This window comes from Streptomyces sp. QH1-20 (assembly GCF_041283565.1).
Taxonomy (GTDB): domain Bacteria; phylum Actinomycetota; class Actinomycetes; order Streptomycetales; family Streptomycetaceae; genus Streptomyces; species Streptomyces syringius.
In genome coordinates, this window is sequence record NZ_CP166299.1 from 6,514,754 (window position 1) to 6,530,669 (window position 15,916).

At 72.9% G+C, this 15,916-nt stretch carries 11 protein-coding genes; 10 read left to right on the forward strand and 1 reads right to left on the reverse strand.

The genetic code is table 11. The features are described from left to right. Positions 1–85: 85 nt before the first annotated feature. Positions 86–1,921, reverse strand: a complete 1,836-nt coding sequence (locus AB8O64_RS29320) for a 3-hydroxyacyl-CoA dehydrogenase family protein (RefSeq protein WP_370422378.1) — start codon at positions 1,919–1,921, stop codon at positions 86–88. Positions 1,922–2,276: 355 nt separating this feature from the next. Here AB8O64_RS29320 and AB8O64_RS29325 point away from each other — a divergent pair, with 355 nt between their 5' ends. The 10 genes from AB8O64_RS29325 (at position 2,277) to AB8O64_RS29370 (ending at position 15,900) form a co-directional block, all read left to right on the forward strand. Further along, positions 2,277–2,897: a HEAT repeat domain-containing protein gene (locus AB8O64_RS29325; protein WP_370422379.1), complete on the forward strand. Its 621-nt coding sequence runs from the start codon at positions 2,277–2,279 to the stop codon at positions 2,895–2,897. A gap of 242 nt (positions 2,898–3,139) precedes the next feature. Further along, positions 3,140–3,583 carry an SRPBCC family protein gene (locus tag AB8O64_RS29330; RefSeq protein WP_370422380.1) on the forward strand — a complete coding sequence of 148 codons (444 nt, stop codon included), beginning with the start codon at positions 3,140–3,142 and terminating at the stop codon, positions 3,581–3,583. A 240-nt stretch (positions 3,584–3,823) separates the two neighbouring features. Next, entirely contained in the window at positions 3,824–6,226 is a 2,403-nt protein-coding gene (locus AB8O64_RS29335) for an MFS transporter (RefSeq protein ID WP_370422382.1), read from the forward strand. Positions 6,227–6,398: 172 nt separating this feature from the next. Then, positions 6,399–8,879 (forward strand): SpoIIE family protein phosphatase, encoded by a 2,481-nt coding sequence (locus AB8O64_RS29340; protein ID WP_370424005.1) that lies wholly within the window; start codon positions 6,399–6,401, stop codon positions 8,877–8,879. An 86-nt stretch (positions 8,880–8,965) separates the two neighbouring features. After that, complete coding sequence (locus tag AB8O64_RS29345) at positions 8,966–9,685, forward strand: class I SAM-dependent methyltransferase (RefSeq protein WP_370422383.1); 720 nt, start codon at positions 8,966–8,968, stop codon at positions 9,683–9,685. Between the two features lie 898 nt (positions 9,686–10,583). Beyond that, a complete protein-coding gene (locus AB8O64_RS29350) occupies positions 10,584–11,504 on the forward strand; it encodes a ketoacyl-ACP synthase III family protein (RefSeq protein WP_370424007.1) in 921 nt (306 codons plus the stop codon). Further along, positions 11,501–11,770: an acyl carrier protein gene (locus tag AB8O64_RS29355; RefSeq protein ID WP_365373296.1), complete on the forward strand. Its 270-nt coding sequence runs from the start codon at positions 11,501–11,503 to the stop codon at positions 11,768–11,770. Before AB8O64_RS29350 ends, AB8O64_RS29355 begins: the two co-directional genes overlap by 4 nt. Next, positions 11,754–12,965 (forward strand): acyl-CoA dehydrogenase family protein, encoded by a 1,212-nt coding sequence (locus AB8O64_RS29360; protein WP_370422384.1) that lies wholly within the window; start codon positions 11,754–11,756, stop codon positions 12,963–12,965. The genes AB8O64_RS29355 and AB8O64_RS29360 overlap by 17 nt, the downstream gene beginning before the upstream one ends. After that, positions 12,962–14,011, forward strand: coding sequence for an HAD-IIIC family phosphatase (locus AB8O64_RS29365; RefSeq protein WP_370422385.1), 1,050 nt, complete (start codon positions 12,962–12,964; stop codon positions 14,009–14,011). Before AB8O64_RS29360 ends, AB8O64_RS29365 begins: the two co-directional genes overlap by 4 nt. An 11-nt stretch (positions 14,012–14,022) precedes the next feature. Further along, the gene (locus AB8O64_RS29370; protein ID WP_370422386.1) at positions 14,023–15,900 is read left to right on the forward strand and encodes an amino acid adenylation domain-containing protein; all 1,878 of its coding nucleotides are present in this window, start codon (positions 14,023–14,025) and stop codon (positions 15,898–15,900) included. Positions 15,901–15,916 lie beyond the last annotated feature (16 nt).

Here is a 15,916-nt window from a genome sequence, read left to right on the forward strand (position 1 = left end):
CGCGTCCGTATGGCTGTGCCGGGGCGGACCGCCGACCGGTTCGAGCAGTCCGCCCCACCCCACCCCCTGATCGGGCACGGCCGGATCAGCGCCGGGCGTACTCACGGAAGCCGCGGCCCGTCTTGCGTCCCAGGCAGCCCGCCGCCACCAGGTGCTCCAACAGCGGCGCGGGCGCCAGCCCCGGGTCGCGGAACTCGCGGTGCAGCACCTTCTCGATGGCCAGGGAGACATCGAGGCCCACGACGTCGAGCAGTTCGAAGGGCCCCATCGGATAGCCGCCGCCGAGCTTCATCGCCGCGTCGATGTCGTCCAGCGTCGCGTAGTGCTCCTGCACCATCTTGATCGCGTTGTTGAGGTAGGGGAACAACAGCGCGTTGACGATGAACCCGGCCCGGTCGCCGCAGTCCACCGGGTGCTTGCGGACCGCGGCGCACACCGCGCGGACGGTGGCGTGCGCCTCGTCGGAGGTCAGCACCGTACGGACCACCTCGACCAGCTTCATCGCCGGCGCCGGGTTGAAGAAGTGCATGCCCACGACGTCCTGCGGGCGGGCGGTGGCCCGGGCGCAGGCGATGACGGGCAGCGAGGAGGTGGTCGTGGCCAGCACCGCGCCCGGCTTGCAGATCTTGTCGAGCGTCGCGAAGAGCTGCTGCTTGACGGCCAGGTCCTCGGCGACCGCCTCGACGGCCAGATCGACCTCCGCGAACGCGTCGAGCGATCCCGCCGGGGTGATCGCCGCGAGGGCCGCGTCCCGCGCCTGTGCCGTCAGCCGGCCCTTGTCCACCGAGCGGGCGAGGGACTTCGCGACCCGGGCCTTCGCCGCCTCGGCCTTCTCCGGCGAGCGGGCCGCGAGCACCACCTCGAAGCCGGCCTTGGCGAACACCTCGGCGATGCCACTGGCCATCGTCCCGGAACCGGCGACCCCGACCGAGGTCACCACGTGCGCGCCCGCCGTCTCGTGCCGGGTGCCCGGGGTCTGCGCGTCCGCGACGACGGCGGCCGAGCCGGGCGCCTCGTACGTATAGAAGCCGCGGCCCGCCTTACGACCGGTCAGCCCCGCCTCGGCGAGCTGGCCGAGGATCGGCGCGGGAGCGTGCAGCCGGTCGTGGGAGGCGGTGTACATCGCCTCCAGGACGGTGCGGGCGGTGTCGATGCCGATCAGGTCCAGCAGCGCGAGCGGGCCCATCGGCAGGCCGCAGCCCAGCTTCATCGCCGCGTCGATGTCCTCGCGGGTGGCGTACCGCGCCTCGTACATCGCGGCCGCCTGGTTGAGATAGCCGAACAGCAGCCCGTCGGCCACGAAGCCGGGCCGGTCGCCGACCGCGACCGGCTCCTTGCCCAGCTCACGGGCGAGATCGGTGACGGCGGTGACGGCGGCCGGCGCGGTGAGCACCGAGGAGACGATCTCGACCAGCTTCATCGCCGGCGCCGGGTTGAAGAAGTGCAGCCCGAGCACGCGCTCGGGGCGGGCGGAGTCGGCGGCGAGGCGGGTCACCGACAGGGCGTTGGTGCCGGTCGCCAGGATGGTGTCGGGCCGCACGATCGCGTCGAGCGCGGTGAGGACGTCGTGCTTGAGGGCGTAGTCCTCCGGCACGACCTCGATCACCAGATCGGCGTCGGCGGCGGCGCCCAGCTCGCGGGAGGTGCGGAAGCGGGCCAGTGCGGCCCGCCGCTCCGCCTCGGTGATCCGCTCGCGCCGCACCGCGCGGGCGGTGGCGGCGTCGAGGGCGGCCGTGGCCTGCGCGGCGGCGGCCTCACGGATGTCGATGCCGACGACCTCGCGGCCGGCCAGCACCAGCACCTCGGCGATGCCGGTGCCCATGGTGCCGAGGCCGATCACGGCGACGGTCCCCAGCCGGGGCGCGGGCAGGGGGGAGGAGGGGGACAAAGGGGACGGCTCAGGGCTGGACGTACGGTCCATCGCGAGACTCCAGGATGTGTTCCCGTGCGCAGGGGAATGTCGAAGGAGGGGCCCCTGGCCGGGCTGCGGCGACTGAGGATTTTCCGGGCACGGTAAGGAACGCCCACGGAAAGGGAGTTGTGCGACCGGCGGGCCCTGTCCCGGGGCCGTGCCGTACTCGAAGCGCCGAACCGACGAACCGCCATCGAGAGTGCTGAACGGGAGCGCTGAAGCCGCTGCGGCGGCTGCGTCACCAGGCCGCCGAGCAGGTGTGCTGCTCTTGTCCGGGAGATTAACCCACCGGTAACCAAGAGCGCCAGAGGGCGTGCGCGCCACTTACCATGTGGTCTGGGCCACTCGGGGAGGAGAGCGGTACATGGAAGAGGAATTCCGCGCACTGCTGAGGCGGGTACGGGCCGAACTGGTCTCCCCGGCCGAATTCGCGGCCTACGAGCGGCTGCTCGAACTCGCCGTCGACGGCGGCTCCGCCCCCGGCCCCCCGGCCGCCGAGCGCGCCGACCGGCTCGCCGGCGTCCTGGTGGCCGGCGAACAGCCGCTGTGGGCCCGCGAGATCGCCGCCTTCGCCCTCGGCGTCCAGGGCGACCGCCGCGCCTTCGAGACCCTCGTCCTCCTCCTCAACTACCGCGAACCCGTACGCTGCGCGACCGCCGCCCACGCCCTCGGCCGGCTCCGCGACCCCCGCACCGCCCGCGCCGCCGCCGCCCTCGCCACGAATCCGCTGCGCACCGCCTACGCCCTGCACCCCGTCCGGCTGCTCACCGAGCTGCGCGCCCCCGAGTCCGTGCCCGCCCTGCTGTCCACCCTGGAGCGGCTGCTGGCCGCCCCGGACCACTGCTGGCCGGTGGCCAGGGCCTGCGTCGAAGGGCTGGGCGTCCTCGGCGACGACCGCGCCACGCACGTGCTCCTCGCCGCGCGGGCCCACGAACGGCTGCGCCCCGTGGCCGACGAGGCGCTGGCTCGCGTACACGGGGTCTGAGCCTGGCGGTTGTTCGGCCGCGGGCCGTGGCGGGTGCACCTCCGATGCGCGGCGGTGTCCTCAATCGCCGGACGGGCTCAAATAAGCCCGCCCGCCGCCGCAGGCGGCAATACGAGCCCGTGCGAGAGCGGCACACACGTTCGCCACCGGCGACTGGCCCCGGATTTGGGCGGGTGTGGCGATGATGGTTGGCTTTGCCGCACAGGCAGGTATGCCAAGCACGACGTCCGGGAGGACAAGCCATGGGCCAGGTCGAGGCCACCACGGAGCGGATCATCGCGGCGGACCCGGAGGAGGTGTTCGACGCGCTGGCCGACTACAGCGGCACCCGCGCCAAGCTGCTGCCCGAGCACTTCAGCGAGTACGAGGTGCGCAAGGGCGGCGACGGCGAGGGCACGCAGGTGCACTGGAAGCTCCAGGCCACCAGCAAGCGCGTCCGCGACTGCCTGCTGGAGGTCACCGAGCCGACCACCGGACAGCTGGTCGAGAAGGACCTCAACTCCTCCATGGTCACCACCTGGACCGTCACCCCGGCCGGCGAGGGCGAGGCCAACGTCGTGGTCAGCACGGTCTGGCAGGGCGCGGGCGGCATCGGCGGCTTCTTCGAGCGGGCCTTCGCGCCCAAGGGGCTCGGCCGTATCTACGACGCCGTCCTCGACAACCTCGAGGCCGAGGTCAAGAAGTAGCCGACAGGGGGTGCCCGGCGGCGGCCGGTCTGCGGAAATGACCGGACCCCGCCCGGTTCGCGCTCACCGATTCGAGTGGTTTTCATAGCAGCACCTCAACGTGCTGTACGCCTCCGACCGGCACGAAAGCCGCACAGGCACCCCTCTCGGGCCCTCTCCGGTCAATCGTCGCGCTTGCTCGCCGTTGTCGCGTAATGCGAGAAATGGGCGGCGACGCAGGCGCGACGAGGGGAGAGGTACGTGGGCGTGACCACCTTCGAGACCATCGTGGTGAAGAGCGAGGAACCGCTCGCCCTGCCCGCCCCCGAACCCGCGCCGGCCGCCCCCGCACCGGGCCCCGGCCCGGCCCGGGTCCGTCTCGTCTTCACCGGTCTGCTGCTCACGCTGCTCCTCGCGGCGCTCGACCAGACGATCGTGGCCACCGCCCTGCCGAAGATCGTCGGCGAACTGCACGGCCTCGGCAGCATGTCCTGGGCGGTGACGTCCTATCTGCTGGCCTTCACGGTCGTGCTGCCCCTCTACGGCAAGCTCGGCGATCTCCTCGGGCGCAAGAGCGTCTTTCTCTTCGCCATCGTCGTCTTCGTCATCGGCTCGGCGCTGGCGGGAGCCTCCCGCACGATGGAGCAGCTCATCGCCTTCCGCGCGCTCCAGGGCATCGGCGGCGGCGGGCTGATGATCGGGGCCCAGGCGATCATCGCCGACATCGTCCCGCCCCGTGCGCGCGGCCGCTTCCTGGGCGTCATCAGCGCCGCCTACGGAATCGCCGCCGTCGCCGGTCCGCTGCTCGGCGGCTTTCTCACCGACCACGCCTCCTGGCGCTGGTGCTTCTACGGCAACGTCCCCTTCGGCCTGCTCACGCTCGCCGTCGTCGCGTTCGCCCTCAAGCTGCCCCGGCCGCCGCGCCGGGCGCGGTTCGACGTCCTCGGGGCACTGCTGCTCCTGACGTCCTCGACCTGTCTGGTGCTGCTGACCACCTGGGGCGGCACCGTGTACGCGTGGGGGTCCCACGTCGTCCTCGGGCTCGGGGCGGGCGCGCTGGGCACCGCGCTGCTCTTCATCGTCGTCGAGTCCTACACAGCAGAACCGATTATCCCACTGCACCTCTTCCGGGACCGGGTCTTCACCGTCAGCGCGCTCCTCGGCGCGGTCGTCGGCGCCGCCCTCGTGGGCGCCGCCAGCTACCTGCCGACGTTTCTGCAGATGGCCGACGGCGTCGACGCCACCGCGTCCGGCCTGCTGATGCTGCCGCTGATGGGCGGCATCGTCCTCGCCTCACTGGTGGCCAGCCACCTCGTCAGCCGCACGGGACGCTACAAACTCTTCCCCGTCCTCGGTTGCGCCCTCTCCGCCGTGGGCATGTATCTGCTCTCCCACCTCGACGCCGGCACCGGCCGAGAGGCCTACAGCCTCTGGATGGCCGTTCTCGGCCTCGGTATCGGCCTCGTCCTGCCGGTCCTCGTCCTCGCCGTGCAGAACTCCGCACACCCGGCCGACCTCGGCGCGGCCACCAGCGCCAACAACTACTTCCTGCAGATCGGCGGCTGTGTCGGCGCCGCCGTCTTCGGCACCCTCTTCGCCCGCCGGCTCGCCGACCGCCTCGCGGGCGAACTGCCCCGCGACGCCGCCCTGCCGCCGTCCGACTCCCTCACCCCGCAGCTGGTGCACGCCCTGCCGGCCGCCCTGCGCGACGGCTACGTCCGGGCCTACGCCGAGGCCATGCCGCGGGTCTTCCTCTACCTCGTGCCGGTCCTCATCGTGGGCTTCCTGCTCGCCTTCCTGCTGAAAGAGAAACCACTGGTGTCCCACAACGCCCCTGAGGCCCCCGTCGTCCCGTCCCCCCGAGCCGCCGCCCTGCCCCCCGCGGGCGAGCCGGCGCCGCTGACCGCGGGCATCCCGGTCACCGGAACCGTCCAGCACCCCGACGGCACCACGGTGCCCCGCGCCGCCCTCACCCTCATCGACGTCCAGGGCCGCCAGATCGGCCGCGGTGCGACGGGCGAGGACGGCCGGTACGCGCTGAGCACACCCGGCACCGGCGCCTACGTCCTCATCGCCGCCGCCGGCGGCCACCAGCCGCAGGCCGTCACGGTCACCGTCGGCGAACGGCCGGTCGAGCTCGACGTCGTCCTCGGCGGCGCCGGGCGGCTGGCCGGCACCGTGCGCACCGGCGACGGCACCCCCGTCCGCGAGGCCATGGTCACCCTGACCAATGTGCACGGCGAGGTCGTCGCCTCCACCCGCACCGGCCGCGAAGGCGACTACCTCATCAGCGAGTTGGTCTCGGGCGAGTACACCCTCGCCGCCAGCGCCCCCGCCTTCCGCCCCGCCGCGCTGCCGGTCACCGTCCAGTCCGCCCGCGAGACCCGGCAGGACATCGAACTCGCGGGCGGCGCGGTGCTGCGCGGGACCGTACGGGCCGGGGCCGGGCGGCCCGTCGAGGACGCCCGGGTGACCCTCCTCGACGCCGGGGGCAATGTGGTGGACACCGCCACGACCGGCGCGGACGGGGCGTTCCGCTTCGTCGACCTCTCCGCGGGCGAGTACACGGTCGTCGCCACCGGCTACCCGCCCGTCGCCACGGTCCTCCAGATCGCCGGCGGCGGCCGGACCGAGCGCGACCTGCAACTCGGCTACGCCGACTAGCCCGTTGGCCCCGGCCGGACGCCGGCCGGGGCGGTGGTCGCGCGCGCCGGGGCACGCATACGCACCCGGCGCACGACGGATTCCGCCATTGGACCGCGCCCGGCCCCGCCCGGGGCCTACCGTGGTAGTGGTGGCGCAGATCTTGCGTACGCGTACGAAGGAGCAACCGCTCATGGACCGTGGCACGTCAGAGCCCGCCTTCGCAGAGCGGGAAGCCTCCCTCGGGCGGCTTCCGCTCGCGGTCGTCGTCGTGGACTCCGCGGGGTCGGTGACCCACTGGAGCACCGGCGCCCGCAAGCTGTTCGGGCACACCCGGCAGGAGGCCGTCGGCAGCGCCGCCACCGACCTGCTGCCCGTGCACGGCGCCCTGCCCGGCGCCGACGGCTTCCAGGGCTACGCCGCGTACGACTCCCTCGACTGGGACGAGGCCCCCTCGGCCGGCACCGACACGGCTCCGGGCTATCCGAGGGCCGGGCGGGCCCGCCTCGCCGACCCCGAGCGCGGTCCGCTCGACGTGCTGTGGTGGGCGTACCCCCTGGCCGGGCCCGGGCCGGAGCGGCTGCTGGTGCTCGCCGCGGACGCCGCACGGCTGCCCGGCGGTGAGGAGGAGCGGGTGGCCCCCTGCTTCGCCCCGCACACCGACTTCCCCGGCGCGGAGGACCTCGTCGACCGGCTGCCGGACATTCTGCCCAGCATGGGCCCCACGACGAGCGGCCGCATCGTCGAGCAGATGCTGGAGTTGGGCTACCCCGCCCTGGAGACGATCCGGTCCGAGCGGGTCCCCGTGACACCCGACTGGGGCACGCCCAAGTACCTGGAGCGGCGCGCCCGGCGCCGGCGCGCGTTACCGGCGGCGAACGGCCGCATCCCGGACCCGCGGTCGGGCTCGGGCCCGGTCGAGGAGCCCGACGGCCTCGACGGAGCCGACAGGACCGAGGAGTCGGAGGATCTCGAATACGCGGCCGTGCGCGAGCGGCTGGAGTTCCTCAACGAGGTCAGCGGCCGCATCGGCACCTCCCTCGATCTGGAACGCACGATCCGCGAGGTCACCAGCGCCGCCGTGCCCCGCTTCACCGACTTCGCCGGCACCCATCTGCGGTCCGCCGTCCTGGCGGGGGAGGGCTTCCCCGACGGCCCGCCCGACGTCACCACCATCTGGCACCGCGTCTGGGTCGAGCACAACGACGAGCCCGGCCGCTGGGACGACACGGTGCCGGTCGGCGAGGCCCTCGCCTTCCCCGAGCACACCCCGTTCTTCCGGTGCATGGTCAGTGGCGAGCCGGTGCTGATCCCCCGCGTCAGCGAGGAGATGGGCAATCGCATCTCCGGGCAGTTCGAGAAGCGCGACCTGCGTCCGCTGATCAACGGCCGGTCCATGCTCATCGTGCCCCTCAAGGCCCGTGGCGTGGTGCTCGGCTTCATGGTCCTGATGCGCCGCGGCGGCCGCGAGCCCTTCGACGACATGGACCGCGCGACCGGCGCCGAACTCGCCGCCCGCGCCGGGCTCGTCCTGGACAACGCCCGTATGTACACCTACCAGGAGAACGTCGCCGACACCCTCCAGGACAGCATGCTGCCGCGGCTCGACCCGCGGATGGCCGGCTGCGACACCGCCACCCGCTATCTGCCGGGCACCCGTCTCGGCCGGGTCGGCGGCGACTGGTTCGACACCGTCAAGCTGCCCGGCTCCCGCACGGCGCTCGTCGTCGGCGACGTCATGGGCCACGGCCTCAATTCGGCGGCCATGATGGGCCAGTTGCGGACCGCCGTGCAGACCATGGCCGCCCTCGACCTGCCGCCCGAGCAGCTCCTGCGCAATCTGGACGACATCGCGCAACGCCTCGGCGAGCACTATCTCGCCACCTGCCTCTACGCCGTCTACGACCCCATCCGCTCGGAGCTGACCCTCGCCAACGCCGGCCACATCCCGCCCGTCCTGGTACGGGCAGAGGACGGCCGCAGCGTGCTGCTGGACCTGCCCACGGGCGCGCCCATAGGCGTGGGCGGAGTGCCGTTCGAGGCGGCGACGGTACGGGTGGCGCCCGGTGACCGGCTCGTGCTGTGCACGGACGGCCTGGTGGAGGTGCGCGGGCAGGACATCGGCACCGGCCTCGCCGCCCTGTGCGAGTCCGCCGCCCATCCGGCGGCCTCCATGGACGACGCCTGCGACACCATCATCCGCGCCCTCAACAGGGGCGACGGGCGCAAGGACGACGTGGCCCTGCTGATGGCCCGGCTCAACGGCATCCCGCCCGAGCACGTCGCCGAGTGGGAGCTGGGAGCGGACCCGCGCGAGGCGGCCCGGGCCCGGCGGCTCGTCCGGGAGCGGCTGACCGCGTGGGGACTGCGGGAGGCCGTGGACACCGCCGAGATCCTCGTCGGCGAGATCGTCGGCAACGCCGTACGGCACGCCCGCACGGACCGGATCGGGCTCCGGCTGGTGCGGACCGATGTCCTGCTCTGTGAGGTCACCGACGACGACCACACGCTGCCCTCGCTGCTGAGCACGGACATCGGCGACGAGTTCGGCCGGGGCCTGCGGGTGGTGGGCGGCCTCGCACGGGCGTGGGGCGCGAGCCACTCGGGGCGGGGCAAGACGGTCTGGTGCGAGCAGAAGCTGCTGCGCCCGCCCCGACGGGCCTCGGCCGGGTGAAAGCGGGCCGGGCGGTCTTGCCCGGACCCGGCGACGGCGGTAGTCAAGATCGTGACGAGTCGTCGCCCTCGGCATCGGGAGCACCCATGAGCGTGTCGGACCAGTACAGCAAGGCCTGGGAAGGTTTCTGGGAGGAGACCTCCGACGTCCCGGGCGAGGCGATCTGGGACTCGGACCCGGCCCTGACGGCGGCGCCCCACCTGGCGTTGCTCGCACCGTATCTGGACCCCGCGCTGCCGATCGTCGACCTCGGCTGCGGCAACGGCACCCAGACCCGTTTCCTGGCCACCCGCTTCCCCCGCGCGCTCGGCGTGGACCTCTCGCGGGCGGCGGTGGAGCACGCACGCCGCGCGAACGGGGCCGGGAGCGCCGAGTTCGAGCAGCTCGACCTGGTGGACACCGAGGCCGTCCGCGCTCTCCACGGGCGGCTCGGGGACTGCAACGTCTATATGCGCGCGGTGATCCACCAGAGCGACCCGCAGGACCGGGCGGCCGTCGCGGAGGCGGTGGCCGAGCTGGTCGGCGCCAGGGGGCGGGCCTTCGTGGCCGAACTGCGGGGATGTGCCAAGGAGGTGCTCCAGGAGGCGGCGCGCCGGCCGGGCGGACCGTCGCGCAAACTCCAGCGGGTCTTCGCCCACGGGCTGCGGCCCGCGGAGGTCGCCGACGACGAGGTGCGGGAGTTGCTGGGGGCGGCGGGCCTGGAGTTGTTCGCCGAGGGCGACATCGATCTGGCGATGGAGGATTTCCACGCGGACGGCAGACGCGTCGAATTGCCCGCACGCTGGTTCGTGACCGGACGGAAATGACGGCCGCCGTCACTTTCGGCACCGCGGTGGACTTTCGGCCGCACCGGAATTGACTCAACCGTCCGAAGCGCTGTGCGGGGAGCCAAAGGTACGTAACCCATCCGCACTTCACGGCGGGCCTTCCGAAACCCAGGGAAGGCCCGCCGTGTCATGGCCGGGGCATGGGTTACGACGCCGCCCGCCGCCTCGCGGACCGAGGGGTGCCGCTTGTTCAACTGCTCGCTCAGGCAGGGGCGGGGCCGACCGTGGCGGGGCCGGGGCTCCCGGAACGAGGGCTGACCCACGGTAACCGTGCGGCCCGGCAGGACGGTGTCATTCCGGCTGCTCAACACCCGGATTTCGATCTTCCAAATCCATGTTTCCGCTGATGGACGTAAAGTGCGGGCCAAAAGAGTGGAGTTGGGTTCCGTTTTTCCGTCCGCACCTCCGTCCACGGGGAGTATGCGATTCCATAACTCCCGCACCGGCGGTGATGTGGATCACGTTGCGACTGCTTGATCTTCGACTGTGGGCTGTTCCTATAGTGATCCGCGCAACGGGGAAACCGGTCGATCGGGCGGCCGGCGGCTGGGCCAATGCGAATGTCCGTGCCGTGTGGCCGGAGGGGGCATTCCTGTGTGGCGGAATCTCTTACCGGGTTTATCGGACTTCTGTACCTCGGATGAACGGCTTCCTTCCGGGAACAGCCGGACGCGATGACTCCACGCCCGTGGGCGCGTTACGGCCCAAGCCCTCGGCATGGCGACAAGGACCGGCAGTCCTCGTCCGCCGCGTACGCAACTCGACGAAGCCCGAGGGAGGGTTCGTGACCGATCACGTCACGCGGAGCGATCGCGTGTCCATCGCCGTACGCGGCGCGGCGTCGTATCTGCCGGAGCGGGTGGTGCCGGTGGTCGGCATGGCGGCACTGGACGAGAACGAGCGGCGCACCCGCGCGGGCCTGGGCATCGACACCGTGCGGGCCGATGACCGGATCGACGCGGTGGAACTCTGCGAGCGGGCCGCCCGGCAGGCGCTCGACCGGGCCGGGGTGGACGCCCGGGACGTGGGCGCCCTGATCATGGTGGAGTCGCGGGCGCCGGAGACCTTCCTCAGCTCCGAGTCGACACGGCTGCAGCACCTGCTCGGGGCCGAGACGGCGACGACCTTCACGGTGGGCGGCCTGGGCTGTGTGTCCGTCACCCCCGCCCTGCTGACGGCCCGGGGGCTGCTGGCGGCGGATCCGGACCTGGACAACGTCCTGGTCGTGCACGGCAGCAAACCGGCCGCCGCCACGCGGTACCGGCACCCGGTGACGGTGAACGGCGACAGCGGACAGGCCCTGCTGCTCTCCCGGCGCGGCCCGGTCCGCATCCTCGACATCGCGCAGCAGACCAACGGCCGGTACTGGGACCTCTTCCAGGTGAAGTACCGGGACCGGCCCACCGCGCAGTGGCGCGAGGAGTGCGCGGACGCCACCGCCTACTCCTTCCGGCTCGCGGTGGAGACGCGCAACAGGACGTCGGCGCTGCTGGACGGGCTGCTGTGGCGCAACGGGCTGCGCCGGGAGGACGTGCGCGGCTACGTCAGCCACAACCTGTCGGCGGGCAGCCTGGCCTTCACCGAGGACGCCCTGGACATCGGCATCCTGCCCGTGTGCCGGGAGAACCTCCGGGCCTACGGCCATCTCGGCCCCAACGACGTCTTCTTGAACCTCTACACGGCCCTGGAGCGCGGGGAACTCGCCGCAGGGGACCGTGTCGTGCTGATCAGTGTCAGCCCGGTGGCTGCCTGGAGCCTGCTGCTCGTCGAGATAGGACCACAGGAGGGTGTGGCGTGAACAGCATCACCGAGGAGATCACGGAGTTCCTGACCGCGGCGCTCCGGCGGCCGGTCGCTCCGGACGACGACTACTTCGAACTGGGGCTCGCGAACTCGCTCTTCGCGCTGGAGCTGGTGACCTTCGTGGAGGAACGATTCTCCATCGCGGTGGAGGTGGAGGACCTCGACCTGGACAGCTTCCGCACGGCCGAGCGCATCACGCGGTTCGTCAGCCGCAAGACCGCGCCGGCCGGGTTGACGGAGAGCCATGACGACCGTGCCTGACCGAGGGCGGCCGGGGATGGACGGGCCGGACGGGATGAACGGGCCGGACGGGACGGCCGTGGTGCGGGCCGCGGCGGAGCTGGCGGCCGAGGTGCGCGGCGACGCGGCGGGCTGGGACCAGGACGGCGGCCTGCCCGCGTCCGCCCGCAAGGACATGGCCGCGGCCGGCCTGCTCGCCCCGGACCTGCCCCGCCGGTACGGGGGAGCGGACCTCGGCCCGGCCGCCCTCGGGGAGGCCGCCGCGCACCTGGGCGGGGTGTGCGGCGCGCTGCGCGGTCTGCTGACCGTGCAGGGGATGGTCGCGGCGGCCCTCGCCCGCTGGGGCACGCGGGAACAGCGTGACGACTGGCTGCCACGGCTGGCGAGCGGTGAGCTCACCGCGGGCTTCGCGGCCACCGAGGAGGGCGCGGGCAGCGCCCTCGCGGCCGTACGGACCCGCGTCGAGGACACCGGCACGGACGTCGTCGTGAGCGGCCGCAAGAAATGGATCACCTTCGGGGCGGACGCCGATGTGTTCCTGGTCCTGGGGGAGTGCGGGGGCAAGCCGACCGCCGTGCTGGTGGAGGCGGACCGCGCGGGAGTGGTCCGTGAGCCGGTGAGCGGCCAACTCGGCATGCGCGCCGCTCGAATCGCCCACGTCACCTTCGACGGCGTACGGGTGCCCCGTGGCCACCTCGTCGCCCCGGCGGGTCTGGGGCTCTCCCACGTCGCCGCCACCGCGATCGACCACGGGCGCTTCACCGTCGCATGGGGGTGTGTCGGCATGGCCGAGGCGTGCGTGGCGGACGCCGCCTCGCACGCCGCCACCCGCGCCCAGGGCGGTGTGCTGCTCGCCGACCACCAGCTGGTCCGGTCCCTGCTGGCCCGCTCCGCCGTGCGGAGCGAGGGCGCTCGTGAACTGGCCCGCCGGGCGGCGGAGTTCCGGGCCAAGGGGCCCGGCCGCGGCGTGAGCGAGACCATCGTCGCCAAATACGCGGCCGCCGCCGCGGCCGCCTCGGCGAGCCGCGACGCCGTGCAGATCCTCGGCTCGGCCGGCTGCGAGCCCGACAGCAGGGCGGGACGGCACTTCCGGGACGCCAAGGTCATGGAGATCATCGAAGGAGCACCGCACGTGGCCGAACTCCACATAGCCGACCGCCTCCTGCGCCGGTACGGCCCGCCACCGGCCGCGCGGCAGCCCGGGGAGCCCGTATGACGGCCGCGGCGAGCGCCCCGGTCGTCAAGTGCCTGGTGTGGGACCTGGACGACACACTCTGGGACGGGGTCGTCCTGGAGAACGACGACCCCGAGCCCTTCCCGGCGGCGCTGGAGACCCTGAACGCGCTGGACAAGCGGGGCATCCTGCACGCCGCCGCCAGCCGCAGCGAGCCCTCCGTCATCCACCGCCACCTGACCGGGCGCGGCCTCGACGACTGGTTCTGCGCGGTGCACGTGGGCTGGGGCGACAAGTCCGCCGCGGTGCGCCGGATCGCCGAGACGCTCGGCATCGGCCTGGACACCGTCGCGTTCATCGACAACGACCCGGCGGAGCGGGCGGAGGTCGAGGCCGCGCTGCCCATGGTCCGCTGCTACCCGGCCGACGAGGTCGACCGGCTCCCGGACCGCCCCGAGTTCCAGCCGGAGCACATCACCGAGGTGGCCTCCCGGCGCCGCGAGCTCTACCGCACCGAGTGGCAACGCCGCGAGGCGGAGGAGGAGTTCGGGGCCGACCGGCAGGCCTTCCTCGCCTCCCTCGACCTCGTCATGGAGCTGCGCCCGGCGACCGAGGACGACCTGGCCCGGGCCAGCGAGCTGACCATGCGGACGCACCAGCTCAACAGCACCGGCCTGTTCTACGACACGGACGAACTGCGGCGGCTGAGCGCCTCACCGGCCCACCGGGTGCGGGTGGCGCGGCTTCGTGACCGGTTCGGCGACTACGGGATCATCGGCCTGGCCGTCACCGAACTCGACGGCACCGACTCGGTGCTGCGGCTGATGCTCATGTCCTGCCGGGTCGCCTCGCGGGGTGTGGGCAGTGTGCTGCTCGGCCATCTGATCCGGGAGGCGCGGGCGGACGGCCTCCGGCCCGTCGCGCACTTCGTCCCCACCGACGTCAACCGGAACATGCTGGTCACGCTCCGGTTCGCCGGCTACGAACCGGTCGGCACCGACGGCGACCGCATGGTGCTCAGTGTGAACCCGGACCGTCCGCTGCCGGAGAACCGCGGCCACACCCGTGTGATCAGCGGTACGGAGTGAGAGGGGAGACCATGGCGGTGCGCACCGGTGCCCGACACCACGACGGAACGGACCAGGAGCCGTGGTCGGTCCTGGCCGCCTTCCGGCGGCAGGCCGCCCGCGGACCGGAGACGACCGCCCTGGTCATCGGGGGAGAGACCCTCACCTACCGCGAACTCGACCGGGCCTCGGCCGGGCTCGCCCGGCTGCTGTGGCAGCGCGGCGCCCGGCCGGGCCGGGTCGTGTGCGTCCGCGTCGAGCCGAGCGCCCTCGCCGTCATCGCGGTCCTGGCCTCCTTGCGCACCGGCGCGGCCTGGGCGGCCCTCGAACCGGACCTGCCGCCCGCGCGCGTGCGGCAGTTACTGAGGGACACCGACTGCGCGGTGATCCTCGGGGAAGCACCCGAGCCGGACCCGGACGACGTCACCGACCCGCCGGCCGTGCTCGACGCCGCCGGGGTCACGGTGGCGGGCCTCGTCGAGGCGGGCGCCCGCACCCCGGACGACTGGTTCCCGCCCGTCCCCGAAGGCACCCCCGCCTACCTCGTCCACACCTCCGGCTCGACCGGGCTCCCCAAGGGGGTCATGGTCAGCCGCGCCCAGCTCGCGGCGTCCATCGGCTGCCGGGCCGAGGTCTACGGCACCGAACCGTCCACCTTCCTCATGGCCATGCGGCTGTCCTTCGACGGCATGCTCGGCGGCATGTTCTGGTCGTTCTGCAACGGCCACACACTGCTGCTGCCCGACCTGCGGCAGCTCAGACAAGTGGGGGAACTGGCCCGGCTGGCGGGCGAGCACCACGCGACCCATCTCGTCGTCGTCCCCTCCTACTACCGGGCGCTGCTGGCGGAGAGCCGGCTGCTGCCGGACACCCTGCGGCTGGTCGTGGTCGCCGGCGAGGAGTGCACACCGGACCTGGTGCGCACCCACCACGAACGGCTGCCCGGCGCGCTGCTGGTGAACGAGTACGGCCCCACCGAGACCACCATCTCCTGTGTGGTCCAGCCCGGCCTGGACGTCTCCTGGGACCGGATCCCCATCGGCCGGCCCTGGCCGGGTGCCCTGGCGAGGGTGCTGGACGAGCGGCTGCGCGAGGTGCCCGCCGGGGAGCTGGGCGAGCTGTACATCGGGGGCACGTTCGTGGCCCTCGGATACGCGGGAGCGCCCGGCAGGACCGCCGAGCGGTTCGTCGCGGACCCCTTCGGGCCCCCCGGGGCGCGCCTCTACCGCACCGGCGACCTCGCGGTCACCGACGAGCGGGGAGCGCTGCACTACCACGGCAGAACCGATCTCCAGGTGAAGATCCGGGGCACCCGCGTCGAGCTCGGCGAGATCGAGAGCGTCCTGGAGAACCACCCGGCCGTCGGACAGGCCGTGGTGAACTGCGAACGGACCGACGGCGACGAGCCGCGACTGATCGCCTTCATCACGCCTCGGACACCCGGGGCCCCGGCACCCGCCCGGGCGGAACTGCGCCGGCACTGCCTCGTCTCCCTCGTGGAACAGGCGGTCCCCGAACGGTTCGTCCCCGTGGCCCGCATGCCGCTCAACACCAGCGGCAAGGCCGACCGGGCCGCGCTGCGGGACCTCGCCCCCACCGGCGATCCGTCGGACGAGGACCCGGCGCGCCGGGACTGGACCGATGACCAGCGCACCCTCGGCAGGATCTGGGCGGCCGTCCTGCGGCACTCCGACATCGGACTCGACGACAACTTCTTCGCCGTCGGGGGGAGTTCCCTGAAGGTCATCGACCTGCACACCCGGATGGACCACGAGTGGCCCGGAGTGCTGCGCGTGGGGGAGCTGTTCGACCTGATCACGATCTCCGCCCAGGCCGCCGCGATCCACGGCCGGCTGGGCGTCGACGCCCAGCGGGAAGCCCCCGCACTCCCGACCGCGTACGAGCTCTGAAGGCAGGAAGCATGAA